The 25298-nt window shown below is 49.7% G+C and carries 26 protein-coding genes and 1 riboswitch; of the genes, 16 read left to right on the forward strand and 10 right to left on the reverse strand.

Features of this window, described 5'->3' with window-relative positions; translation table 11 throughout:
- Positions 1 to 46: 46 nt before the first annotated feature.
- The 6 genes from IEY24_RS22385 to IEY24_RS22405 form a co-directional block, all read right to left on the reverse strand.
- Complete coding sequence (locus IEY24_RS22385; protein ID WP_188936207.1) at positions 47 to 1084, reverse strand: SGNH/GDSL hydrolase family protein; 1038 nt, start codon at positions 1082 to 1084, stop codon at positions 47 to 49.
- A 96-nt stretch (positions 1085 to 1180) separates the two neighbouring features.
- Positions 1181 to 1570 carry an acyl-CoA thioesterase gene (locus IEY24_RS22390; protein ID WP_188937337.1) on the reverse strand — a complete coding sequence of 130 codons (390 nt, stop codon included), beginning with the start codon at positions 1568 to 1570 and terminating at the stop codon, positions 1181 to 1183.
- A 71-nt stretch (positions 1571 to 1641) separates the two neighbouring features.
- On the reverse strand, positions 1642 to 3963 hold the full coding sequence (metE, locus tag IEY24_RS22395) for a 5-methyltetrahydropteroyltriglutamate--homocysteine S-methyltransferase (RefSeq protein WP_188936209.1): 2322 nt from the start codon (positions 3961 to 3963) through the stop codon (positions 1642 to 1644).
- Between the two features lie 222 nt (positions 3964 to 4185).
- Positions 4186 to 4412: riboswitch (cobalamin riboswitch) on the reverse strand.
- 161 nt (positions 4413 to 4573) lie between these two features.
- Positions 4574 to 4837, reverse strand: coding sequence for a type II toxin-antitoxin system RelE family toxin (locus tag IEY24_RS33130; RefSeq protein ID WP_369009295.1), 264 nt, complete (start codon positions 4835 to 4837; stop codon positions 4574 to 4576).
- Positions 4838 to 4840: 3 nt separating this feature from the next.
- A complete protein-coding gene (locus IEY24_RS22400; protein WP_188936212.1) occupies positions 4841 to 5080 on the reverse strand; it encodes a hypothetical protein in 240 nt (79 codons plus the stop codon).
- A gap of 49 nt (positions 5081 to 5129) precedes the next feature.
- Positions 5130 to 5861: a 6-phosphogluconolactonase gene (locus IEY24_RS22405; RefSeq protein ID WP_188936213.1), complete on the reverse strand. Its 732-nt coding sequence runs from the start codon at positions 5859 to 5861 to the stop codon at positions 5130 to 5132.
- Between the two features lie 147 nt (positions 5862 to 6008).
- Between IEY24_RS22405 and fumC the strand changes: the two genes are divergently transcribed.
- The 12 genes from fumC to IEY24_RS22465 all read left to right on the forward strand — a co-directional run bounded on the left by fumC (position 6009) and on the right by IEY24_RS22465 (position 15548).
- Positions 6009 to 7409: a class II fumarate hydratase gene (gene fumC / locus IEY24_RS22410; RefSeq protein WP_188936215.1), complete on the forward strand. Its 1401-nt coding sequence runs from the start codon at positions 6009 to 6011 to the stop codon at positions 7407 to 7409.
- 75 nt (positions 7410 to 7484) lie between these two features.
- Positions 7485 to 8000, forward strand: a complete 516-nt coding sequence (locus IEY24_RS22415) for a HEAT-like fold family protein (protein WP_188936217.1) — start codon at positions 7485 to 7487, stop codon at positions 7998 to 8000.
- 100 nt (positions 8001 to 8100) lie between these two features.
- A complete protein-coding gene (locus IEY24_RS22420) occupies positions 8101 to 9042 on the forward strand; it encodes a D-2-hydroxyacid dehydrogenase (protein ID WP_188936220.1) in 942 nt (313 codons plus the stop codon).
- Positions 9043 to 9058: 16 nt separating this feature from the next.
- Positions 9059 to 10246 carry a galactokinase gene (galK, locus tag IEY24_RS22425; protein WP_188936222.1) on the forward strand — a complete coding sequence of 396 codons (1188 nt, stop codon included), beginning with the start codon at positions 9059 to 9061 and terminating at the stop codon, positions 10244 to 10246.
- 33 nt (positions 10247 to 10279) lie between these two features.
- The gene (locus IEY24_RS22430; protein ID WP_188936224.1) at positions 10280 to 11422 is read left to right on the forward strand and encodes an aldose epimerase family protein; all 1143 of its coding nucleotides are present in this window, start codon (positions 10280 to 10282) and stop codon (positions 11420 to 11422) included.
- A 114-nt stretch (positions 11423 to 11536) separates the two neighbouring features.
- On the forward strand, positions 11537 to 11839 hold the full coding sequence (locus tag IEY24_RS22435) for a DUF4160 domain-containing protein (protein WP_188936226.1): 303 nt from the start codon (positions 11537 to 11539) through the stop codon (positions 11837 to 11839).
- The gene (locus IEY24_RS22440; RefSeq protein WP_188936228.1) at positions 11836 to 12081 is read left to right on the forward strand and encodes a DUF2442 domain-containing protein; all 246 of its coding nucleotides are present in this window, start codon (positions 11836 to 11838) and stop codon (positions 12079 to 12081) included. Before IEY24_RS22435 ends, IEY24_RS22440 begins: the two co-directional genes overlap by 4 nt.
- Before the next feature lie 75 nt (positions 12082 to 12156).
- Entirely contained in the window at positions 12157 to 12780 is a 624-nt protein-coding gene (locus IEY24_RS22445; RefSeq protein WP_188936230.1) for a hypothetical protein, read from the forward strand.
- Positions 12781 to 12918: 138 nt separating this feature from the next.
- Positions 12919 to 13542 carry a PspC domain-containing protein gene (locus IEY24_RS22450; RefSeq protein ID WP_188936233.1) on the forward strand — a complete coding sequence of 208 codons (624 nt, stop codon included), beginning with the start codon at positions 12919 to 12921 and terminating at the stop codon, positions 13540 to 13542.
- A 32-nt stretch (positions 13543 to 13574) separates the two neighbouring features.
- Entirely contained in the window at positions 13575 to 13760 is a 186-nt protein-coding gene (locus IEY24_RS22455) for a LiaI-LiaF-like domain-containing protein (RefSeq protein WP_188936235.1), read from the forward strand.
- A 4-nt stretch (positions 13761 to 13764) separates the two neighbouring features.
- Positions 13765 to 14793, forward strand: coding sequence for a toast rack family protein (locus IEY24_RS22460; RefSeq protein WP_188936237.1), 1029 nt, complete (start codon positions 13765 to 13767; stop codon positions 14791 to 14793).
- 59 nt (positions 14794 to 14852) lie between these two features.
- Positions 14853 to 15548: a M15 family metallopeptidase gene (locus IEY24_RS22465; protein ID WP_188936239.1), complete on the forward strand. Its 696-nt coding sequence runs from the start codon at positions 14853 to 14855 to the stop codon at positions 15546 to 15548.
- 5 nt (positions 15549 to 15553) lie between these two features.
- Here the strand turns inward: IEY24_RS22465 and IEY24_RS22470 are convergent, their stop codons facing one another.
- On the reverse strand, positions 15554 to 16273 hold the full coding sequence (locus IEY24_RS22470; RefSeq protein WP_188936241.1) for a head GIN domain-containing protein: 720 nt from the start codon (positions 16271 to 16273) through the stop codon (positions 15554 to 15556).
- A 172-nt stretch (positions 16274 to 16445) separates the two neighbouring features.
- Here IEY24_RS22470 and IEY24_RS22475 point away from each other — a divergent pair, with 172 nt between their 5' ends.
- From IEY24_RS22475 to IEY24_RS22485, 3 genes are read left to right on the forward strand one after another with little or no spacing between them, the layout of a single operon-like run.
- Positions 16446 to 17066: an RNA polymerase sigma-70 factor gene (locus IEY24_RS22475; protein WP_188937338.1), complete on the forward strand. Its 621-nt coding sequence runs from the start codon at positions 16446 to 16448 to the stop codon at positions 17064 to 17066.
- A 2-nt stretch (positions 17067 to 17068) separates the two neighbouring features.
- Positions 17069 to 18091 carry a FecR domain-containing protein gene (locus IEY24_RS22480; RefSeq protein WP_188936242.1) on the forward strand — a complete coding sequence of 341 codons (1023 nt, stop codon included), beginning with the start codon at positions 17069 to 17071 and terminating at the stop codon, positions 18089 to 18091.
- 20 nt (positions 18092 to 18111) lie between these two features.
- Positions 18112 to 19929: an STN and carboxypeptidase regulatory-like domain-containing protein gene (locus IEY24_RS22485; RefSeq protein ID WP_188936243.1), complete on the forward strand. Its 1818-nt coding sequence runs from the start codon at positions 18112 to 18114 to the stop codon at positions 19927 to 19929.
- A gap of 2 nt (positions 19930 to 19931) precedes the next feature.
- Here IEY24_RS22485 and nadE read toward each other — a convergent pair whose 3' ends face one another.
- Positions 19932 to 21992 (reverse strand): NAD(+) synthase, encoded by a 2061-nt coding sequence (gene nadE, locus IEY24_RS22490; RefSeq protein WP_188936244.1) that lies wholly within the window; start codon positions 21990 to 21992, stop codon positions 19932 to 19934.
- 136 nt (positions 21993 to 22128) lie between these two features.
- On the opposite strand from nadE, the gene IEY24_RS22495 reads away from it, so the two are divergent.
- Positions 22129 to 23364 (forward strand): ABC transporter permease, encoded by a 1236-nt coding sequence (locus IEY24_RS22495; protein ID WP_188936245.1) that lies wholly within the window; start codon positions 22129 to 22131, stop codon positions 23362 to 23364.
- Between the two features lie 30 nt (positions 23365 to 23394).
- Here IEY24_RS22495 and IEY24_RS22500 read toward each other — a convergent pair whose 3' ends face one another.
- Together IEY24_RS22500 and IEY24_RS22505 are read right to left on the reverse strand one after the other, a co-directional pair.
- Positions 23395 to 24555, reverse strand: a complete 1161-nt coding sequence (locus tag IEY24_RS22500) for a methionine aminotransferase (protein ID WP_188936246.1) — start codon at positions 24553 to 24555, stop codon at positions 23395 to 23397.
- 102 nt (positions 24556 to 24657) lie between these two features.
- The gene (locus IEY24_RS22505) at positions 24658 to 25266 is read right to left on the reverse strand and encodes a redoxin domain-containing protein (RefSeq protein ID WP_188936248.1); all 609 of its coding nucleotides are present in this window, start codon (positions 25264 to 25266) and stop codon (positions 24658 to 24660) included.
- Between the last annotated feature and the right edge of the window lie 32 nt (positions 25267 to 25298).

Raw genomic sequence — 25298 nt, forward strand, 5'->3', positions numbered from 1 at the left:
TCAAAAGGCGTGCAAGATAAGCATTTTGCAAACGACACCCGGCTAGCTATTCCAGTATTTTCTGCCGCACGATAAATTCTACAATTTCATGGGCGAAGCGCTGTGCTCCGGGTTCGCTTACGTGGCACACATCGCAGAACAGGCTGGGGTCCTTCGGCATGGTGTTCTCCATATCCAGAAATAACGTGCCATACTGCTTCGATAGTCGCCGGATTACCTGATTATGGACATCTATTCCCTTCTTGACGTGCTCCGGTTTTCCCCAGATCACGACCGGCGATGCGAAGTAGCACCCCGCAAAATGCTTCATATCCTCCTGCTCGCCCGTAAGCGTCACGTTCGGGGGGAAATAGGTCGCGTAACTCATGAGCAGCAACTTTTCGCCCCGTGTCTGTGCAATTTTTATAAGCTCTTCGATATTCTGCCGGTAGGGCTCCCCGGTTTTAATGTCCCCCCCAAATTTTGCATACTGCGGATCTACCTTTTCTGCGCTGACATAAATTCTGTGCGTCATACGGTCCCGGACTGTTGATATTAGCTTATCAACCAAATAAGGAATGACGGTCACATTGATTTCCCGGTGCCGCCGCAAGAGCTCGATGTCGTGGTACCACTTAATATGCGTGTAATCTTTCCGGAAATATTGTGGAGGGATATTGTTGGCCCGGTTCTCGTTTATCGCTTCATAATAAAGCACCAGGTCAAACTGCTTATCTTCCAGCAGTTTGTATTTCAATACATTATCCAGGGAAGTATGGCCGGCGCCCGCAACATTATAGATAGCAAACCGGCTTTCTTTGCCGTAATGCTTTTGCAGGATCGTATCCAACCGGCTTTCCAGGTGCGACCACGGCGTACTGACGACCGAACCGCCCAAAATCAGTATGTTTTTCACCCCTGCCCCCCGGACAATCGGCTTGTCCCGGACATCGTTCATGTTTTCGTAAAATCCGTTATACAGGTAATCCGAAGGGCGGAGAAATGGATAACCGAAAAATATAAGGCTGATACGAAGCAGTATTTCTGCAATTAAGAATAAAAGCAGGGCAAAAATGAAAGAAAAGAATAGTAGACGTGATTTCATTGAACAGAGCAAGGGTATACAGATACCCAAATATAATGTCCAAAAAAATCTTTATATAATATAAATATTGAATATTAATAAAACTTAGCATTCGGGTTATTCCTGTAAAATCCGGGTGGGCTTATGATTTTCGTCCAGTGCCACAAACGTAAAAATCCCGGTCACTGCCTTTTCCCGGCTCACCTCGTACATTTTCTCTACGAAAATATCCACCCGGACTTTCATACTAGTGTTCCCAACGGTCTCGACGCGGCCCACCAGCTCGATAATGGTCCCCGCAGGGATCGGATGTGTAAAATCGATACGGTCCGACGAAACGGTAACGCATCTCAACCTCGAAAACCGCGTTGCTGCAATGAAAGCGACCTCATCCATCATCGACAGCGCGGTTCCGCCGAAAAGGGTATCGTAATGATTGGTGTTATTAGGGAAAACAGTTTTAAAAACGCGTGTTTCCGAGGCGATGATTTTTTCTTCAAGTGTCAACATAACGGCATTTTAATGATAAAAAAGCTAAGGCCAGGAGAGCCCTGGCCTTAGCTTGAAAGGGGTTGTCGCTACCCCGCGACTTCGACCGATTCGCGCAGCAAGTTAGCCGCAGAAATCATGTTACGCAAAGCCGCTTCGGTTTCCGGCCATTTGCGGGTCTTCAATCCGCAGTCCGGGTTCACCCAGAGGTTCCGCGCCGGAATGACCTTCAATGCCTTTTCGAGCAACAGGATCATCTCGTCGACCGTCGGCACGCGGGGCGAATGGATGTCGTACACGCCCGGGCCGATTTCATTCGGATAATTGAACTGCGCGAATGCGTCGAGCAGCTCCATTTGCGAACGCGAAGTTTCGATCGTGATCACGTCGGCGTCCATCGCCGCGATGGAATCGATAATGTCGTTGAACTCCGAATAGCACATGTGCGTATGGATCTGCGTCTGGTCGGCCACGCCCGCGGCGCTCAACCGGAATGCGTCCACTGCCCATTTCAAGTAGGTTTTCCAGGCATGCTTCCGCAGCGGCAAGCCTTCGCGGATCGCCGGTTCGTCGATCTGGATCACTTTAATGCCCGCCTTTTCCAAATCAATCACCTCGTCGCGAATGGCGAGCGCAATCTGAAACGTGGTATCCTTCCTGGGCTGATCGTCGCGTACGAAAGACCATTGCAGGATCGTAACCGGGCCGGTAAGCATGCCTTTTACCAGTTTTGCGGAGTTGGCCTGCGCAAAAGCCGACCATTTCACCGTCATTGGCTCCGCGCGTTCCACGTCGCCATAAATGATTGGGGGCTTCACGCACCGGCTGCCGTAGCTCTGCACCCAGCCATTTTGGGTAAAAACAAACCCGGAAAGCTGCTCGCCGAAATACTCCACCATATCGTTTCGCTCGAATTCCCCGTGAACAAGTACATCTATTCCGAGCTCCTCCTGCCAGCGCAGCGAGTCGACGATCTCTTCACGAATGCGGGTCTCGTATTCGTTCAACGTCAATGCGCCTTTTTTGAACTGCGCACGAAGCTGCCTTACCTCGTCGGTTTGCGGGAACGAGCCGATGGTAGTCGACGGAAATAATGGCAATTTCAGTTTTTCCAATTGAATGGCTTGCCGGATTGCAAATGCATTCTGCCGATCAAAATCCGATTCCCTCACTTCGCTAACCCTTGCTTTAACGGCCGGCTTGTGGATCAATGCGGAAGTGCGACGGCTTTCAATGGCTTTTTGATTGGCCAGAAATGCACTATCGTTCGAACAGTCAAGCGTTGCGAGCCTTGCCAATGTCGTTACCTCATGCAGTTTCTGCTTGGCAAATGCCAGCCAGTTTTTGATCTCCGGCGTCAGTACCGCTTCATTCTTTTCAAGTTCCAAGTCGTACGGGCTATGCAGCAGCGACGACGACGGAGCCACCAAAACCCGATCTTCTCCCAGCACATTTACCGCCGTCTTAATCCATTCCAGCGACTTGCGGTAGTCGTTTTTCCAGATATTCCGGCCGTCGACAACACCGAGTGAGAGCTTTTTAGTGGATGATACAAATGAATCATCAACCAGAATTTGCGGTAATGTTTCTGCTCCACGCGTCAAATCCAAATGCAATGCATCCACCGGTAATGCGATCGCAATTCCCAGGTTATCTTCGAGGGGCCCGAAATACGTCGTTACCAAAATACGCAGCTTCGGAAGCGCCTCCCTGATCTGGCTATAAGCGCTCAGAAAAGCCAGTTTTTCCTTTTCATTTAAATCAAATACCAATCCGGGCTCGTCGAGCTGCACCCATTCGGCACCCCTTGCCGAGAGTTCTTTTAATATTGATATATAAATCGGTAAAAGACTATCCAGCAGATCGATGCGATCGAACCCGGCTTCTTTTTCTTTACCCAAAAGCAAATAGGTGACCGGCCCAAGTAATACGGGTTTTGTAACAATACCCTTTTGCAACGCATCTTCAAATTCCAGCAGAACCTTGTCGGAGTACCGCTTGAATTTCTGGTCTTTCACAAACTCGGGAACGAGGTAATGGTAGTTGGTATCGAACCATTTGGTCATTTCCATGGCATTGATATCCAGCCCGTTCTTCTGGTAACCGCGCGCCATTGCGAAATAGAGATCGAGCTCCTTGTTGGATTTACCGTCGAGCAACTGGTGGTAACGCCCGGGAATGGCCCCTACCATCAGCGAAGTGTCGAGGACGTGGTCGTAAAGCGAAAAATCATTGGAAGGAATGAGGCTAATGCCTGCATTCTGCTGCGTTTCCCAGTTCTGGTGACGGATTTTGCGGGCAACTTTCTGCAGTGCATCGCGGTCGATTGTACCCGCCCAGAATTGCTCGTTGGCTTTTTTAAGCTCACGGAGGCTCCCCACGCGCGGGTAGCCAAGGTTGTGTGACAACATGTTTTTTTGTGTTTAAAGAGTTAATAAAAACCCTGTGAAAACACCCTCCCATCCCTGCAAACGCCTGTTGCGGACGTTGGCCGGTACTTCATCTATCGCGGCAACGGCGAGGCTACCCTGCGAAACGAACAGATACAGTTCCCCCGAACCAGCCGGGAAGCCTGTGGTACTGCAATAAAATGTGGTAAATCAATACTTGACTACCCCCCACCCGTGAGGGAGAAGCCATTGAGGATAATGGCAAGTCTCCTGGCTTGTATCATTTTTACCGCCCTTCTCGCCGCGCCTGGGCGCTGCAATGGGACGCGAGGGTAAAAACGAGTCCTGAAATCGTCAGGACAGATACTTACAGTAGCACGACTGCCCGTGAATTGCACACGGTTCCTTTTTGTTTTGCTCGATTTTGGCTGAGGGATCCAAAGGCAAAAACCATTACCCCGATTGACGGGCGTTCACAAAGAACTGCTTCAAATTTAGGCGGGAAGGGCATTCGGCTGGAAATGGCGTCGCAATTTCAGTGAAGCGGATAGAAATTAGTCCTTCGGCAGGATAAAATATCTGTTTTGAGGTTGAAATGCTGCTCTGAAAAGTGATTTCACAAACCTGGATTTCATGGAAAGTAGCGGTACACCTCTCGCCGATGTAGCATTCTCGCCAACACTAGCTTGTCATTTTCCCAAAAGACTCCGACGCGATATTCTCCTAACCGAATCCGAAAAGCATTAGAGAAGCCCTTCATTTTCTTGACATTCGGAAGATCACCCAATCTATCAACTGCATTGATCTCTTCAATCAAGTTCTTGATTTGTGATTGAATTTCAGGAGAAGTTTTTTTTACATCTTTAATAAATGCATTGGTATACTCATACTTCATAGGCTACTTACCGGAAAGAAATGATTCGAAATCCTTCTTCTCTTGTTCCGTTGCAATGCCACTTTTCAATCCCTCCTCCATTGCCGCCATTAGCGCTGTATCTTCATCTTCCTCCGAAAGGACACGCTCCGTTACATCAATGTCAAGTGCTTTAATAACACTTAACAATGCATCTTTTTGAACCCTGGTAACCAGAACGTCAAGTAAGAGTCTTTCTTTTCTATTTGGATTGACAGCCGCCATCTTTAAGCTGAGATTATTTAGTTAATAAATTTACAAACTATCTCGGCCATTACGAAATCAACTCCGCAGCGTCCGCATCCAGTATAAACTCTGCATTCATATGGTTTTGCAAAACCGTCGCCGGGAAGTCCTTCGAAACCGGGAACGCGAGTGCGCGCTCGATAACCGGCGCTTTTGATCCGCCCGAAGCAAGCAAAATCGCCGAACGCGCTTCCAGAATGTGCCTGATACCGACGGTAATGCCACGGGTAAGCGTGGTCGGCTGTTTGAAATACTTCTGCCCTACTTCAACCGTAACGGTATCGAGCTCCGAAATGTGGGCGTAGGTGTTCCAGGAAGTGCCGGGCTCGTTGAGGGCAAGGTGACCATTCATTCCAACACCTAATATAATGAGGTCGAGGCCACCGAGGCCTTCTACAATCTTATTGACGCGGTCGCATTCGGCCTGCGGGTCGAATGCTTTGCCGTCGAAAAAGACAATCTGATCTGCACGGAGACCGATAGGTTTCAGAAAATCACGGTCGAGGAGATCGCGGCAGCTGCCGTCGTCGCCGGAGCCGAGGCCTATCCATTCGTCGAGGCCAATGAAAATGCATTTAGAAAAATCAACACGACCGTTCTGGTTGGCGGTTACCAATGCGTCGAACATGCCTTTCGGGCTGCTGCCCGACGGGAAGCAGATGACCGATTCGGGTTTGTGGTTCATCAGATCGATCACCCGCTCAGCCGCAGCGGCACTCATCAGCGCATAGTCGGGATAGATATTGATTTTGGGTGTCATAAAAGCGGTGTTTAGGATACAGGCTGGTCAATCTAAACATTCTTTTTTCAGAGCTGAACATTTATCCATAAAAAACTCCAGAAACTGCAAACCCGATCCTAACTTTACCGCACATTGTTCATTTTACATTATCATTCTACTTCAAAAATGGAATACCGTATAGAAAAAGACACGATGGGCGAAGTGCAGGTGCCTGCGCATGTATACTGGGGCGCCCAGACGCAACGCTCGATCCAGAACTTTCCTATCGCACAGGATATCAATAAAATGCCGAAGGAAATCATCAAAGCCTTCGCGTACCTGAAAAAAGCAGCCGCTATCACCAACTTCGAAGCCGGCATTCTCCCCCAGGAAAAAAGCGACCTCATCGGCAAAGTTTGCGATGAAGTCCTGACCGGCCAGCTCGACGACCAGTTTCCATTGGTAGTGTGGCAAACCGGCTCGGGAACACAGTCGAACATGAACTGCAACGAGGTGATCGCCTACCGCGGGCACGTGCTGCAAGGCGGCGACCTGGCTGATAAAACCAAGTTTTTGCACCCGAACGACGATGTGAACAAGTCACAGTCGTCGAACGACACCTACCCTACTGCGATGCACATTGCGGCCTACAAAATTCTGGTGGACGTGACCATTCCGGGCATTACCAAGCTGCGTGATACGCTGAAAGCGAAATCAGAAGCATTTAAAAATGTAGTCAAAATCGGCCGTACGCACTTCATGGACGCTACGCCACTGACGCTAGGCCAGGAGTTTTCAGGCTATGCTTCGCAACTCGATCACGGTTTGAGAGCTATTCATAATACATTGGCGCACCTTTCGGAACTGGCATTGGGCGGTACCGCGGTAGGAACAGGCATTAACACGCCTCCGGGATATTCCGAAAATGTAGCGCGTCACATCGCCGCATTGACCGGTCTGCCATTTATCACTGCGGAAAACAAATTCGAAGCGCTCGCGGCACATGACGCAATTGTGGAAGCGCACGGGGCATTGAAAACCGTTGCGGTGAGTCTGATGAAGATCGGTAACGATATCCGCATGCTATCGTCGGGCCCGCGTTCGGGTATCGGCGAGATCCATATTCCTGATAATGAACCGGGAAGCTCTATCATGCCGGGTAAAGTGAACCCTACCCAATGCGAAGCCATGACCATGGTAGCTGCTCAGGTGATGGGTAACGATGTGGCGATCGGCATCGGTGGTTCCAACGGCCACTTCGAACTGAACGTTTTCAAACCGCTGATGGCTTACAACTTCCTGCATTCTGCCCGTTTGATAGGCGATGTGTGCGTTTCGTTCAACGATAATTGCGCGGTGGGTATCGAGCCTTTGCATGAGAATATCAAGAAGCACGTGAACAACTCACTGATGCTGGTTACTGCATTGAATACTAAAATCGGTTATTATAAAGCTGCCGAAATCGCGCAGACCGCTCACAAAAATGGCTCTACGCTGAAAGAAACCGCCGTTTCGCTGGGTTACCTGACACCCGAAGAATTCGATGCATGGGTAAAACCGGAAGACATGGTGGGTGAAATCAAATAATTGACCGAACCCGAAGTAATGTCTGCGAATGCCCTGCCGAAACGTGGGGCATTTGCATTTAGACCTTTCAAAATCATGAATATCAAAGAAGAATTGTTGACCGACCCCTACCAGTCGAAGCGGAAAGCAACCGAAGTGGCGATGTACGCCTGCACTTCGGAGGATGCATTCAGGCATCTGATGCATTGCTTCGAATCGGACGAGTACCGCCTCGCGCAACGCGCCGCGTACAGCGTGAGCATTGCAACACGGGAGCGTCCGGAGCTGATCCGCCCGTACATCGGCGTGCTGGTGAGTCAGTTGAAACGATCGGATATTCATGACGCGGTGATCCGGAACAGTGCGCGTATTTTACAAGACATCAGCATCCCCGATGAATTTCATGGCGAGCTGATGGACGCCGCATTCGGGATCATTTCGAACCGCCAGATAGCCATTGCTATACGTACGTTTTGTCTGACCATTCTTTTTAACCTATCCAAAATTTACCCGGAAATCCGAACAGAGTTGCGCGTATTCCTCGAAGAATCGGTAGAATATGAACAGGCCGCGTTCCAGTCGAGAGCCAGGAAAATCCTGAAAAAGATCTGAAAGTGCTTCCATTATGGAGGACAAAGGCCTATTTCACCGTCTGATTAGCAGATATTACAGGTAAATCATTTTACCTTGCTTCTTTAAACAAAAACAATAGATGATCATATACTGCCACGCCATACTCGACGGCTCGCTGAATGCTAAACTAAGCGAAGCACTTACCCCGCAGCATCAGATCCATTTCCGCACCGAAGCGGCCAGCAATGAGGAACTTAAATCCTGGTTTGCCAACGCCGACTACATCCTGGGCAACCCGCCGGTGGCGTGGTTTGAAAGCATTCCCGCCAATCTGAAATTCTGGCAACTCGATTCCGCCGGATTCGATCAATACTCGTCGGTGGCTATTCCCGATCATATCAAAACGGCCAATATGGGCGACTGGTTTGCACGCCCATGCGCTGAATCGATCGTGGGCGGCGTGCTCGCATTGTACCGCGGCATCGACCGGCTGACGCTTTTAAAACAGAAAAACGAGTGGATCGGAACGCCGCTGCGTGCCGAGTTGAAGATTTTGTACAAACAGAATGTGATCATACTCGGTGCCGGAACGATTGGCCAGTCGGTGAATGCGATTTTGAAAGGATTAGGCTGTACCACGCATTTAATGGCGCGCACCTCGCAGGAAGCCGATCTCCGCAGCAAGGAAGATCTTTTCAACGAGCTGCCACATGCCGATCTGGTGGTCAACACGTTACCCGGAACTGCCCAGCATTTCGTGAATGCGGAATTTATTTCTGCCATGAAAGACCAGAGCGTTTATGCTAGCGTGGGTCGCGGCAGTACTACTGACGAAAATGCGCTGATCGACGCATTGAAATCCGGGAAGCTCGACGGCGCCGTGCTCGACGTTACCGAGATGGAGCCACTGCCGGGAGACAGTCCGCTTTGGCAAATGGACCATGTGATTTTAACCCAACATACGGGAGGCGGGCATAAAAATGAGCATATGGGCAAAGTAGATTTATTTCTGAACAACATTTTTGCCATACAAAACGGCGCCGCAATCGCCAATGAAGTGAGCCTTGTAAAAGGATATTAAACCGACCGAAACTGACATGTTACTGACAGAAACCGATATCGCAGAAGGTATCCAGGATAAGTATTTTTTGAAATTTGGAACTGCCACGCGCGAAGTCGTGCGCGTGTTCCGCTCACCGGGCCGCATTAACCTCATCGGCGAGCATACGGACTATAACAATGGCTTCGTACTGCCCGCAAGCGTCGATAAAGCCGTGTATTTCGTCATTGCACCGCGCGAGGACGACCAGGTGATCCTCTATGCAGCCGACCTCGACCAGACCTATTCATTTTCATTGGACGATCTTTCCAAGCCTGAGAAATCGTGGCCGCACTACCAAATAGGCATTGTGGAACAAATACAAAAGAAGGGTTTGAAAATCGGTGGTTTTCAGGCGGCATTCGGCGGCAATGTGCCGGTAGGTGCCGGGCTTTCGTCTTCGGCGGCATTGGAATGCTGCCTGTTGTTTGCATTGAATGAAATTTACGGCCTGAACCTCGACCGTTTCAGCATTGTAAGAATGTCGCAAAAAGCGGAGAATGAATACGTGGGCGTGCAATGCGGCATTATGGACCAGTTTGCTTCGGCATTCGGCAAAGAAGAATCGGTGATCCGCCTCGACTGCCGCTCGCTCGAATACGAGTACTTCCCGTTCCCGATGAACGACTACCTGATGGTGCTTTGCGATACATTAGTTAAACATTCACTGGCCAGCTCGGAATACAACACCCGCCGGCAGGAATGCGAAAAGGCAACCGCCATTTTGCAGCAATATGACGCTAAGGTATTAAGCCTCCGTGATGCCTCCCCGGCATTGGTGGAGCAGCACAAAGACGAAATGGGTGATGTGGTGTACCGTCGCGCCAAGTTCATAACCGAGGAAATCCAGCGCGTGCAGGACGCCTGCGACCTGCTTGTACAAGGTAACCTCCCCGATTTTGGCAAGAAAATGTATGCAACCCATTTCGGGCTGCAAAATGAATATGAAGTAAGCTGTCCGGAACTCGATTTCCTCGTGGCGCAGACATTGGACGACGATTCCGTACTGGGCGCCCGGATGATGGGCGGCGGTTTTGGAGGTTGTACCATTAATCTGGTGAAAAAAGAAGGTGTTGACGCTTTTGAAGCCAAAATGAAGGAAGCCTATCTTGAAAAATACAAAATTGACCTGCCTTGCTACCGCGTGAAAATCACGGACGGCACCGAGGAAGTTGCACTTGCCTAACCTGACCATTTACCAAACTCTTAACCTTTGACCATGAGAAGAATCCCTTTTTTACTCACCGCACTGGTTGGCCTGGCCATTTTCAGTTGCTCAAAAACCAAGAACGAAGAAAAAATGATCAGTACTATTTCCAAAGAGGCTTTCGGCCAGCTCCCCGACGGCCAGCAGGCTGACCTTTACACACTGACCAACGCCAACGGCATGACCGTCAACATTACTAACTATGGCGGGATCGTCACTAAACTCACCGCGCCGGACAAGAACGGCCAATGGGCGGATGTGGTGCTCGGTTTCGATTCACTGGCACCCTATTTGAGCGGTCACCCGTTCTTCGGCGCGTTGGTAGGCCGTTACGGCAACCGTATTGCGAAGGGTAAATTCAAGCTGAATGGCCAGGAATACTCGCTGGCGATCAACAATGGCGTGAACGCACTGCACGGTGGCACGAAAGGTTTCGACAAAGTGATCTGGAAAGCAACCGAAATCAAGCAGGATTCGGTGGTAGGGTTGCAACTGGAATACACCAGCAAGGATATGGAAGAAGGTTACCCGGGAAACCTGACGGTAAAAGTCGTTTACACGCTCGATAACGAGAATGCATTGACGATCGATTACACCGCAACGACCGATAAACCGACCGTGGTGAACCTGACCAACCATTCGTATTTCAACCTCACAGGCCTGAAACGCGACATTCTCGACCACGAAGTGACGCTCGAATCGGATAGCATCGTGCCTGTGGACACGACACTCATCCCTACCGGCAAACTACGCGCCGTAGAAGGAACGCCATTCGATTTCCGCAAGGCTACCAAAATCAGCGCCGGAATCAACAAAACCGAGGACGAGCAGATCAAAGCCGGCGGGGGTTACGACCACTGCTGGGTACTGAAACGCAGCGGCGAAGGTCTGGTACAATTCGCTACCGTACGTGAGCCGGAAAGCGGCCGCGTTATGGAAGTTTTCACCACCGAGCCCGCCGTTCAGTTCTACACCGGCAACTTCCTCGATGGCAAACTGACCGGCAAAGGCGCAACCTATTCGAAGCGTTTCGGCTTCTGCCTCGAAACCGAGCACTACCCCGATTCACCAAACCAGCCTCAATTCCCGACTACGACATTGAATCCGGGCGAGACTTATAAAACTACTACGAAGTATAAGTTTTCGGCGAAGTAATTTTTCGACTTACCGTTTGATTTGACGGGCACTGCCGGCTGCTAATTGCCGGCAGTGCCCGTTCTGTTTTTGCGGGTATTTGGCTTAGTTTTGGTTACACTAATTACACAGACTATGCCAAAAGTTCTCGAATATTTCGGTATGATATTTTACTTTTATTCCGAAGAACACCTCCCCATCCATATTCACGTTTCATACAATGAATACGAAAGTGTTTTTGAAATTTTCTTTGAAGATGGAGCTTTAAAAGAAGTACGGTTGCGAAAATCGAGCGGACAAGAACCGCTTCCGGCGACGAAATTGAGAGAAGCACAAAAAGTTGTCGAGCATTACGCGCAGGACATTGTGAATAAATGGACCGACTTCTTTGTTCTCAAAAAGAAAGTCACAAGTTTGAAAATCACTCGAAGGTTATGACAAAGATTGTTGGCGCGAAATATTTGGCGGAATACAAAATCCTGATCAGCTTTTCTGATCTGACGCAGCAGATTGTCGACTTCGGTCCTTTCCTGACGGCCAATCCCCATCCCCAGTACGACAAGTACAAAATCCCAAGCCACTTCAAAAAATTCAAGATCGAACGGGGCAACATTGTGTGGGGCAAAGACTGGGACCTCATTTTCCCGATCGACCAACTGTATGCCGGAAAGATTGACTGACTTTTACGGGTTTTGCCTAATTTTGCGGTATCACTTTTGATCATCCGGACGAATATCCGCATTTGCACATCCCCAATGCTTACTAAAACCGTAAAAATCAGCAATGTTACCAACCTCTCCGACGCGCGCTATTGTGCGGGAATGGGCGTTGAAATGCTTGGTTTTTCTATTGACGAAGATTCTCCCAATTATATTTCCCCAAAAAAATTCGAGGATATCTGTTCCTGGCTGGCCGGTGTGACGCTCGTCGCGGAGACGGGTAAGACCGATCTGGAGGCCATTATGAGCACCCTGACCCAATATCCGGTACACGCCGTGCAGGTGAACGACCCCGGCTTGCTAAGCTACCTCCGCACCGAATTGGGTTTGCCGCTGCTGCTAAGGGTAAGTGTCGATCTCTACGAGGCCGGAGAAATTGTACCGATCCTGAGCCGGTATGAAGGCGAAGTGACGCATTTCCTCCTTGAAAGTGACGACGAAGCGGAGCTGTCCGAGTCGTGGATGCAGGCACTTGGTGCAATCGAAGCCGATTATCCCGTACTGGTAGGCTTCGGGCTCGACAATGAATTTACCGTCAGTGCGCTCACCGAGCTGCTTCCGAATATCGGTATTGCATTGCGCGGAAGTGAAGAAATCCGTCCCGGTTACAAGGACTTTGGCTCCATGATGGACATTCTGGAAGCGCTCGAAGAACAATAAGGCCGTTTTTCACCCATTTAAATCACATTCTCACTAAAAACATCCGCTTAACACGCCCTTTCGCCGATAATAATTTTCCGGTTTACAGTATCTTGCATTACCTACTACCTTTGATTACAAATAAACACTAAACTAATCATGGAAAAGAAATTGCATCGTATACCTGACCAGGCAGTTTTCGGGGGAGTTTGTGCGGGAATCGCTCAGTATCTGCAAATTGACGTCGTGATCGTCCGCGTGATCTTCGTCGTAATGGCACTGCCGATACTGCCTCCCGGCTTTGGGATGACCGGATTGCTTTACATCATCCTTTGGGCTGTGCTACCGATCGGCCCCGCCGGGGAAGTATACACCACCCACAATGTGTTCGGTTCAGAACCTTCCAAACCAACTGACCCGCTGTCCGACAAAAAGAGGTCCGATCAGACGATGATGATCCTTGGCGGTGTGCTGATCTTTTTCGGTGGATTGATGCTGGTGGACGACCTGCCATTCTGGTGGTCATTTAAAAAATACTTCTGGCCCATCGTGCTCATTGGCGTGGGTGCATTTCTGATACTTCGCCAACGCGATAAGGCACAGGAAAACAATTCGACGGTGTACCCAACTACTCCCCCGCCGGTTGAACCGGTGGATCCGGGACCCGATCCGCAGCCTTACACACCGTTTTCACCAAGTTCTTCGCCGGAATCTCATTTCCCCGAAGACCCTGAACTGAAAAAGCCGGACAATGGTGACGACGACGTCATTAAAGTCAACTAACCTTCCTGAATCGTACCATAAACCATAAAGCCATGAATTTCAAAAACATTTTCTGGGGCGTAATGCTCATTGTCATCGGGTCGCTGTTCCTGGTGGAAGAACTGACGGCCTTTGATTTCGGCCGCTTCTTCTGGCCCATTATCCTGATCGTAACCGGCGGATTGCTGCTGTTGCGCAACTTCCTGAACTCCGACAATACTAACCGATCAAACATATAAGATCATGAAAAACTCAAGAGGCATTGTTTGGGGTGGCTTGCTGGTCATTTTTGGGGTGATCTGGCTGCTCCGGAGTATGAACCTGCTCAATATCGACTGGGACCTCGTCCTTCCTTACTGGCCGGTGTTGCTCATCCTCGCCGGGGCAATCCTGATGGCCGCAGGCCGGGAGCGAGGTTCCGGCGGTATCGTTGCATTGCTGATTACACTGGCTGTTTTTGGCGGAGTTGTGAATAAAACACACCAGGCGTTCGACAACCACGGCAATAATTGGAATTTCGGCTGGGACGATGACGACGATAACGACGACCACGATTACGGCTTCCACCACGACGACGATAGCGATAATGCCGACGACGACGAGGATAAAGACAGCGATTACAGCAAAGACCGCAACAACCCGATTAATGGCTCCTACAATTACGAAATGGAGGATTTTATCCAAAAAGCCAACTTCAATCTGGAAGGCGGTGCAGGGTCATTTTCACTGAATGGCAATACGGCCAAGCTTTTCGAGGCAGCTACCACCAGTACAATGGTCGGTTTCCGGTCGAATACCTCGGTGAACAAGCTGGATAACTCCGCGTCGGTGACCTTGAAAATGGAAGAAGGCAATGTGAAGATCAAAAACGGGGAAATCTCGAACCAGGCCAAAATTCATTTGAATGAAAAACCCGTCTGGAGTATAGACCTGGGCATCGGCGCCGGAAAAGGGGATTTTGATTTTAGTAATTATAAAGTTGAAAAACTAAAAGTAAGTACGGGCGTAGCTGACATGGATATCCGTCTCGGCGACAAAGTGCCTACTGCTAATGTCGATATAGAAGCAGGTGTAGCATCCGTAACGCTCGAAATCCCCGAATCTGTGGGTTGCGAAATGCATATGGATGGCGCGTTGAATGCGAAAAACATGGAAGGTTTAAACAAAGTAGGTAACGGCTATTACCGCACCTCAAACTTCGACACCGCATCGAAAAAAGTCATCGTGCATTACGAAGGCGGGCTGACCAGCATTAATATCAAACGATACTAGCCATTCTTCCCGGTCCGACAAAAAGAATATCTTTGCAGCCTTTGCAAGGATATTTTTTTATGTTTAAAACTGCCTTTTACCTGCTGCTTACTTGTATCGCGGCAATTGAAACGACCGCCCAATCATTCAAGTCACTGCCGTCCATCGAGCAAAAAATGGTGGATCGGGGCCTGGTCGATATTCAAAAAATGGACCCGGATATTTCGGTTGAATTGAAATACTCTACCACCGACAACTTCATCGGGCGTGATGTGTATGGCGAGCTCACGCGCGCGTACCTGCAACCCGAAATGGCCAAACGGCTTGCCAAAGCCAGTGCATTACTGAAAAAAGCAAAACCAGGATACCGGTTGCTCGTTTACGACGCCGCAAGGCCCAACTCCGCGCAGTACGATCTTTGGAATGCTTTGGACCATTTGAAAATCCCTGCCCGCAGTAAAACCCAATATGTGGCAGATCCAAAAATCGGTTCGAACCATAATTTCGGTTGCGCCATCGACCTCACCGTTACCGACGAAAAAGGCATTCCCCTCGATATGGGGACAAAATTCGATTTTTTCGGCCCGCTGGCCTATCCCCGCTCGGAACAGGAAATGCTAAAAAAAGGGAAGCTGACGGCCAAGCAGATTGAAAACCGCCAGCTTTTGCGAAAAGTGATGACACAAGGAGGGTTCAAAGTCAATACGACAGAATGGTGGCATTTCGATGGTATGTCCAAAGCGCAGGCCCGTGCTAAGTATGGAATGATCCCCTGAGGAACCTAGTCCGCGCGGACACTACTGCCACCAGTAACTTCCTTTTCTACTTTCGGGTTGCCACGGTAACGGACATTGCTGGCACCACTCGCTTTCACATCCAACAAACGTGTAACCCAAACCTTGGCATGGCTGGCCCCTGAAACTTCCAGATCGGACTCTTCGGTTTCGAGATCGAATGCATTGAGCTGCGATGCACCGGAAGCTTCACCGTCCAGGAACTTCATTTTTCCGAAGGTGTTGAGTCGAGACGCGCCATTAATGTCGAATTTCAATGTGGTGCCAGTTCCCTCAAAATCACATTGGGAAGCGCCTGAAAGCTCGATCTCTACGCTGGGCAAGTTTACAAAATCCTCGATCTTTGCATTCACGGCACCCGAAAAATCCACGCCTGCCAAATCTGGCATGGTTATGTCAATATCCATTCGCTGGCGCTTTTTCCAGGAGTTATTGTAGCGGGCCGTCAGTTTGCCGTCCTGCACAAAGATGTTCAGATCATCCAGGTCGTTACGCTCGCCGGTGGCTGAAACTTCAAATGCGGTACCCGATACTACATTCACCCGAATCGCATCGCTTACTTCTAATTCATCGAAATTCCGGAAATCATAAGTGCGCGTGGTCTCGCCTCTCGGTGGAATATCTTCATCCTTATTGATATACACGCAGGATTGAAGAACGGAGGCGATACTAAGGGCAATCGAAAGTGTAAGGAATGTTTGTTTCATGGCTAAAAGATTGTTGTTTTTCCTAGGACAAGCGACCCCCTCTTTCCCCCTATTTAAAAAAGTAAAATTTCTCGTAGGGGTATCCAGCGGGTAAGTTGTCTCATTCCAAAGGACATCCAAAATGACCGCTCTTCTATATCAGGAACCGCTAATCGAAAGAGATTATCTATTTTTGACCGAAAATCAAAAACAGATAACGGTGCACTCTTCCGACCCAGAAATAGTCAGCGCGATACGGCGGGGCGATGAACAGGCCTTTGAGCAGACCTTCCGGACCTATTATCCGAGGTTGTGCAATTATGCATGTACGATGCTGAAAGACGAAGAAGAATCGGAAGAAGTCGTGCAAACGGTGTTTCTGACGATCTGGGAGAAGCGCGAGGACCTGGAAATCACACTTTCGCTGAAATCGTATTTGTACCGGGCGGTGCACAATCACTGCCTCAACCGCTTCAAACACGCCACGGTACGCGAGGCACACAAGGATTATACCATGTACTTTTCGAGCGGGTCGTACGACTCGGTAACCGAGGTTATCCACGCCAGCGAGCTGGAAGAACGCATTGAGCGGGCGGTGAGCACTTTGCCGGAGCAATGCCAGAAGGCATTCAGGCTGAGCCGCTTTGAAGAGTTGAAATATCAGGAAATTGCAGATCAGTTGGGAATATCCATTAAAACGGTGGAAAATCAGATAGGGAAAGCTTTGAAAATTCTGCGCACGGAACTGGCGGATTACCTGCCGGTTACACTTTGGTTATTTGGTAGTGTTGTTGAACAGTTAATCGGATCGTAACCATGAACTCATCTCATGCAAACATATCGGAGGAACTGCTGGCACGCTACCTGGCCGACAACGCTTCGGAGTCCGAGAGAAATAATGTGGAAGCGTGGCTGACCGAATCGGAAGCCAATGCGCGGGAGCTGGCGGCCTACCGGTTGATCTGGGACCATACAGCCTCCATGAAAAAGAGCAGTGCTCCGGTGGATACCGATGCGGCCTGGAATAAAATGAAGGGTAAAATGGCTGCGTTTAAATCGCCAATGGCGGCTTCCGAAGTAAAAACCATAGAATTCCGCCCGGAAATGAAGAAACGCCGGTTACCGGTAACCGTCTGGGCAGCCGCAATGATCGCCATTCTGGTAATGGCCTTCGGATGGTTTTTCCTGATTGCCGATAAAACGCCGGAGTTGCTGAATGTTGCTACCACCAACAATACGACCGAACAGCTCCTTCCCGACGGCACCAAAGTTTTCCTTAACTACAATTCTAAATTGACCTATCCTGAAAACTTCAAAGGCGATCTCAGAACGGTTTCGCTGCAAGGAGAGGCATTTTTTGATGTAAAACCAGATGCTGCTCATCCGTTTGTGATTCAGGCAAATGGTACTGAGATACGGGTTTTGGGAACGTCATTTAATGTGAAAGCATACAGCGAAGCTCCTGTACGCGTGGATGTTGCAACAGGAAAGGTACGCGTGAGCAAAGATGCGCACCGTGTCGAACTTGTGAAAGGCCAGAGCGCGGAAGTACTGAAAGACTCGATCCGCAGCCTCCAAGCCAATATGAATCTGATGGGCTACCGGACGCAGGTGTATGATTTCAATGCGGCCGATCTGCAAGATGTCGTCAGCTCGATCCGCGACGGCTACCACGTGGACGTGCGGCTTTCCAACGACAAGATCGCGCAATGCAGGCTCACAATCCGCTTCGAAAAAGAACCGGTAGATGCCACATTGTCCGTCATCGCCGAAACCCTCGACCTTAACCTTCGTAAAGAAGGAAAAGTTTACTGGCTCGAAGGGAACGGTTGCCAATAGAAACTACAAGTTATCCTGCTTTGAAACTACTTTACGGAATTGCTTTCTGGTGTATCTGCGTTTGTCTGCTCCCGGGCCATATTTCGGCGCAGGAATTGCTGGAAAAGCGCATTAACTTGAAAGTAACCAACCAGCCGCTCGACGAGACTTTGCAAAAAATCGGGAATATCGGCGGTTTCAGTTTCTCGTATAGCCCTGATATGATCGATGTCAGAAGCCGCGTGTCGATCCAGGCGGTCAACCTGAGCGTACGCGAAATATTGGTTATCATCTTCAAAGACAAAGTCACGTTCAAGGAACGCCGCCGCTATATTATCCTTCAAAAAAAACCGGAATCCGAAAAGCCGGAGGAGCCTGACAACTTCGACCTGAACGGCTATATTATCGACAACAAAACCGGCAAAAAACTGGCTAATGCGAGTATTTACGAGTCGGTAACACTGGCTTCGGCCGTGAGTAATCAATATGGTTATTACAAAATCCGCCTTCCGGCTACGCGATCATCGCTTCGTCTGGAAGTGAGGAAAGAGGATTACATCGGCAAATCCATCTCTATTCCTACCCGTAAGGATACCTATTTGCAGATTTCACTGAATCCGGACACCTTAAAACCCATTTCCGGGAAGGTCGCGACGCACACGCCCGTACAGGTGGATTCGCTGCGTACGAGAGTGGCAGTTCCGCAGTTTGAACTCGCAAAGGTGGAGTTACCGCGTGATACGATGTTTATCGACAGCTCGGCAAGCGGTAAAGCCATCACCTGGGCCGATTATGAGACGCTCCGGAAGAAATACCGTCGGGTTCAGAACAAGTTTGTAAGCGCATTTGCATCCGCCAAACAAGCCGTGCACACCCGCAATATCGAAGATACGCTGCACGCGCCCTTCCAGGCATCAATTTTACCGTTTTTAGGTACCAATCACGAGCTTAGCGGGAATATTGTGAACGACTATTCCATTAACCTGATCGCCGGGTACTCGTTGGGTGTTTCTAAATTCGAAGTGGGCAGTCTGATCAACGTGGTGCGGGGCAATGTTACCGGTTTTCAGCTTGGCGGTGTTGCCAATGTAGTAGGTAACAACGTGACGGGTTTCCAATACGCCAACTTCCTTAACATGACTCTTGGCAACTTCACGGGTTTTCAGGGCACCAATTTCATCAACTATACCGGAAAGAACTTTTCGGGTTTCCAGGTCGCGGGCGTTGGTAATGTGGTTGTGGGAGTTTTGGAGGGCTACCAGTTTTCAGCCGGTTATAATTATGCGCATACCGTGCGGAAAGGCCATCAGATCGGCTTCGTCAACTATGCGGACTCTACGGGAAGGGTACCTTTCGGACTGTTTAGCTGGGTACATAGCAATGGCTACCGCCGTTACGAGTTCTCGACCGATGAGTTCAATTATTTCAATACTGCATTTAAAACGGGCGTAGAGCGGTTTTACAACATTTTCAACCTCGGGTTCAATGGAGATACGAAAGACAAGCCGCTGTTTACCCTCGGTTATGGATTCGGTACCGCACAACGTCTGGGTAAAGGTTGGAGTGCCAACGCGGATCTTACAGGTAGCATAGTATGGCTAAACACTGACCGAAACGACGAGATCAACCAGGGAATCATAAAATTCGCATTAGGGATCGAAAAGAAAATTGGGTCCCGGTTCGCCTTGTTCGCTGGCCCCTCGCTCAACACTTTTTTTGCCAAAGATTCGGGATTAATCAATGCAGAAGCAAAAAAAGGGCTTTCTCCCGTTTGGATAGGGAAAAAGCCCGATGGTTCCAGTAAAGCATATGGTTGGATTGGCTTCCAGGCCGGGATCCGATTTTTAAATAAAATCTGAGGCTAAAACCCAATCCGTTTCCGCCCATTCTGCACCGCCGCGCCATTCACATAAGCGCGCAGCTCTGCCAGCTCCTTCTCAAACCCGCCCGACAAGATCGGGAAGCGGCACCAGGAACGGGGGTCGAGGTTGCGGTCGTCGAGGTGGAAGGATGGGGCATAACGCTCACGCTTCCACTGGTTTCGGCTCCACAATTTAAAGAAACGCTCTGTCCAGCCGAGCAATTGTTCGGCGCTGTAAATGCCTTTGTAGCGCACATATAGGCTTCTGTACGATTCCAGAGGCGATTTTTTGTCCCTGATCGCCAGCCCTTCCAGGTCATTTAAAAACTCATATGGCATCAAATCTGCCTCGTCGGTCTGCGTTTGCGCCAGCGGCCGGAGCTCGGCAGTCGGTTGCAGGCTATTCACTTTTTTCAAACCTTCGATCCGGATGTGCTTGCCCTTCACTTCGCAACCCACCGTTTCGAGCCAACGGAGCCATTGGCGCAGGTAATGCTTGTCGATACCCGCTAGCGGACTGATGCTGCCGGAAGTATCCCCATCCATGGTAGCATACCCGACAGCCGCTTCCGAGCGGTTCGAAGTAGCGAGCAACAGGTGGTTCGAGAGGTTGGTCAGCAGCCAGACTCCCGGGGCACGCACCCGCGCCTGGATGTTCTGCAATGCGATATCGTCCTGCTCCCAGGTCAGTTTACGCCCAATCTGGTCTTCTATCAGCCCCTTGTAAGTCTCTACCAAGCCGTTGATATTCACATTATAAAATGTAGAACCAATCGATTCAGCCAACGATCGCGCCGATTCCAGCGTATCGGAAGAGCTGTTTTCAGTTCCCTGGTAAATATTATGGATCAAAACTCTGGCAAGATCCTCCTCGGTTTTGGCCGACTGGATATCCTTCATGTAAGACAGTTTCTGCTTGAAGCGGTCCATACCGATACTTTCATCGGCCAGCCGGATCATTAACCCGCATAATGCAGTACAAGCGCAGGAATCGGCCCCGCCCGAAAGCGATATCGTAAAACCGTTTGAACGGCTTTTCCTCAGATAATCAAACAATGCAAGGCATTCCGCCCTTGCGAACTCTTCTTCTTTTAAAGAACCGCCTTTTTCAAACGGCTCAATATCAGGAACCTGAGGCAATACAGGTTCAATATCCGGAAAATCAAAACGGGCAGGTATCCTCCACGTCCGCTCTTTGGACGGAACGGCAATTTTGCTCTGAACCTGACTTAATCGGGCGGATTCCGTGTCGATAACGGCTGTTGTGATCACAAAATCCTCGTAGCTGAACCGCGGACTGGAAGCGAGCAGGTCGCCGTTCGAAGCGATCATCGCATCACCATCATAAATAGCCCTACCAGCCTCATTACCAAGCAAATTCGTATAAATATAACTGCATGAGAACGACCTGGAAGCATCGACGACCAGCTTTTCACGCACCATAAATTTATTGAATGCAAAATGGCTCGCGCTGGGGTTCAGGATAATATCGACCCCTCGCTCGTAGTGCCTGCGCGCGGGACGATTGGCCACCCAGCCATCCTCACATATTTCGAATGCAATCTTCACACCGTGCGAGCCACCCAGGACCGGACCAGAGGCGACGTCAAAAATCACATCGCCGATCGGGTAAAACATCTGGTTCACTTCGATACTTTCCACCGCGCCGGGCTGCCACGGCCTGAACCACCGCGCCTCGTAGTGAATGCCGTTGTTCGCCAGGTTTTGTTTGCAGTAAAAGCCGGCAATCTGTTTGTTGGAAATCAGACAGGCTGCATTATACAAGCTTCCATTATGCCGCAATGGCAAACCCACCGCAACGATCATCCCTGCTGTTTCCTCCACTACTTCGAGCAGGCACCGCTGGGCCTGTTCAACCATGTCGGGCGCGAAAAAATAGTCGTCGCAGCCATAACCCGAAATACACAGTTCGGGCAGGCACAACAGGCTTACATCCTGCTTCCGTGCCTCCTTGATCGCATCGACGATATTTCGGGTATTGGCCTCCCAGGCCATGGGTGTCTGGTTTACAACTCCGGAAGCAACTTTGATCAATGGCATGGATGGTGGTATGTTTTCGACTCTGTAATGTCTTTGTATAAATCAAGGCAGGCAACTTAATAAAAAAATGCCTTTTTCGAACCGCTAAGGTTTTTTCCTATTTTTGTCAACAACTAATTTAAAGAACAGATTCCTCTTGCAGTTCCCCTCATTCATCGCCAAACGGATACGCCATAACGAAGCAGGATCATTTTCTGCCACGGTTTCGCGGATCGGCGTGGCCAGTATCGCCATTGGTGTTTCGGTGGGAATCATCGCTTTTGCAGTTCTGCTGGGTTTCAAGCAAAACATCCAGCAAAAAATATTCCTATTCAGCGCACACATCAATGTAAATGCGTTTTCACAAGGCAATACTTACGAAGAGGCCCCGCTACCGGTCAAAAATGCAGTGTCGGAAATATTGCCGATGATCCCGGAAGTCAGGCGCTGGCAGGCGGTGGCGCATAAATCGGGCATTCTGAAAACGCCTGACGAAATTAAAGGGGTAATCCTGAAAGGCGTAGGCAAGGATTATGATTGGAATACTTTCAAACAACACCTCGTGGAAGGCAAGCTGATCGGGCGCACCGACTCATCTTCCATTAAATACGGCTATTCGTCCCAAATTCTCATCAGTCGGAAAATTGCAACCCAAATGCGCTTGAAAACCGGCGACGATGTGATCATGTATTCACTCCAAAACCCGCCGCGGCCGCGCAAGCTGAACATTGCCGGTATCTACGAAACCGAAATGGAGGAGTTTGACAATAACCTGATCATCGGAGATATTGGCCTCGTACAGCGGCTCAATGGCTGGGGGGCAGATTCCGTCGGCACTTATGAAATCTATCTCAAAGATTTCTACGACCTCGACCTGGTCACCCACAAGCTCCGCCGCGAACTTCCACCGGGGTTGTTCCTTCAAAAAGTCACGAGCCTTTTTCCGCAAATCTTCGACTGGCTCATCCTCCTCGACCGTAATACTGCCGTTTTTCTCGTGCTCATACTTTTCGTAGCCTGCTTCAATATGATCTCGATCCTGCTGGTGATGATCATGGAGCGGACGCCGCTGATCGGCTTGCTCAAAACGCTTGGGAGCCCCAACCGGCAAATCAGGATGATCTTTTTCCAGGTCGGCCTCGATATGGTCCGTAAAGGGATCATCATCGGCAATGTAGCCGGATTGCTGCTATGCTGGTTGCAATATCAGTTCAAACTCATCCCGCTCGATCCCGTCAATTACTACATGGATACCGTCCCCATCGTGTTCGACTGGGGAATTTTTGCGATGATCAACATCGCTACGGTTATAATCACAGCCGCTATCCTGCTCATCCCGACACTCATCATCACGCGTATCCAGCCTATTAAGGCATTGTTGTTTAAGAAGTAGTTTTTGCTTTAAAAATTGGGTAAGCAGGCGCTACCAACGTGCTGTGTTCAACAAGCCTGCGGCTTTCAACAATGTCTCATCATGCTTGGCAAAGCAAAATCTGAGTGTTTTGAAATCAGTTTCTCTTCCGTAGAATGCCGAAACAGGTATTGAAGCAACACCGATTTCCCTGGTCAAACGCTCAGCCAATGCAAGGTCGTTCTCATCGGAAAGATTGGCATAAGAAACATTCTGGAAAAAGCTACCTTCGGATGGTTTCTGTATAAAACCAATGTCCTTAATCGCATCATTGAACAAATCCCTCTTGCGCTCATAGAATGCAGATAGCGATAAATAATGCTCGGGCTCGCTGAGGTATTCCGCTACCGCAAATTGAAATGGCGTTACCACGCTGAATACGAGGAACTGATGGATTTTCCGAAACTCGGCGGTAAAATGCGCAGGCGCCAGGCAATAGCCCAGTTTCCAGCCTGTGGTATGAAATGTCTTCCCGAACGAACCACACACAAAGCTACGCTCAGCCAGCGAGGGAATAGAAGCTACCGAAATATGGGCCCGCCCGTCAAAAACAATGTACTCGTAAACCTCATCGCTGATCACAATCAGATCGTGCGCTTCCGCGAGCGCAGCGAGTGTCTGCAAATCGGAAGCCGTCCAGACTTTACCCGTCGGATTGTGCGGTGTATTGATGATGATCGCACGCGTTTTTTTGGTAATACATGCTTTTACAGCTCCCCAGTCGATGGAATCGTATTGAGGGTCGAGTGTTACAAAAACCGGTATGCCGCCGCTGAGCTCGATAGCCGGCACGTAGCTGTCATAGGCCGGCTCGAAGACGATCACTTCGTCGCCCGGATGCACCGCGGTGCTGATCGCCACGAACAATGCTTCGGTGGCGCCGCTCGTGACGGTAATGTCGGTTACAGGATGGTACTCGCTGCCGGAGGCTTCGAAAGTCTGCTTAGAGATCGCTTCCCGCAATGGTAATGCGCCCGGCATGGGAGCGTACTGGTTTTTACCCGACCGTACATGCTTGTCCACCAGCCGCTGCAATTCAGGCGAACAATCGAATTCGGGAAAGCCCTGCGCCAGGTTCAGCGCCTTGTGTTCTTCGGCCAGGGCCGACATTTTTGTAAAAATGGTGGTCCCCACATTGGGAAGCTTCGATTGCAACCTGTTTTTCAATAACATATCCAGAAATCGTATTAAACAAATACCGTGTCAGCGGCAAAACCAAAGATAATGCATGGTTGCCAGGCTGACACGGTATGAATGCCAAAGTATGTAAATCTCTTACCGGCCGTCGTAAACAGCCTTCAGAATAGCTTTAAAGTCGGGAGCATTGTCAAAATTTTCGTCGACAAAAGTGTACCCCACCCGGCGGTCACGGCCGAGGACAAAGAGCGAAGGCGTGAAAACTTCCTCCGAAATGCCCGCAATGCGGTCCCAGATCGGTGAGGTTTCCGAAAACACGCCATAGGAGCGAGCGACATTGTAATTTTTATCGTGGTAAATCAGCGCCCCGGCATCGAGTTTCCTGCCGATGCGCCCGATTTCCTTTTGAGATTCATTGGTCAATATCAGCAGCTGCCCACCCAAAGCCTCCACCTGCGGTGCAAGCGCCTTCAGGGCTTCGAGGTGCTTTGGCGCATAACTCCCCCAGCAATTGCAATAAAAACTCAGAACAAGCGGCTTAAAACGGACCAGGTCGAGAATCGACCGCGATTCACTATCCGATGAAGCGCTCGTGAGCGACGTCACCGGGAAACCTTCCTCATTCCGGAGGTAAAACAACGGAGCAAGCTCACCTTCCTTCGGCGGCTCGATCTGCTCTTCCGCTATTCTTTGTTTGAGCTGTAAGGTGGACACGTTGCCCAGTTCGTCTTCAATTTCGTAGTACATAATGCCAGGGGTCTTCTGATTTCGAAGCTCAA

Origin of the sequence: Dyadobacter endophyticus (assembly GCF_014641595.1) — a bacterium.
GTDB classification, from domain to species: domain Bacteria; phylum Bacteroidota; class Bacteroidia; order Cytophagales; family Spirosomataceae; genus Dyadobacter; species Dyadobacter endophyticus.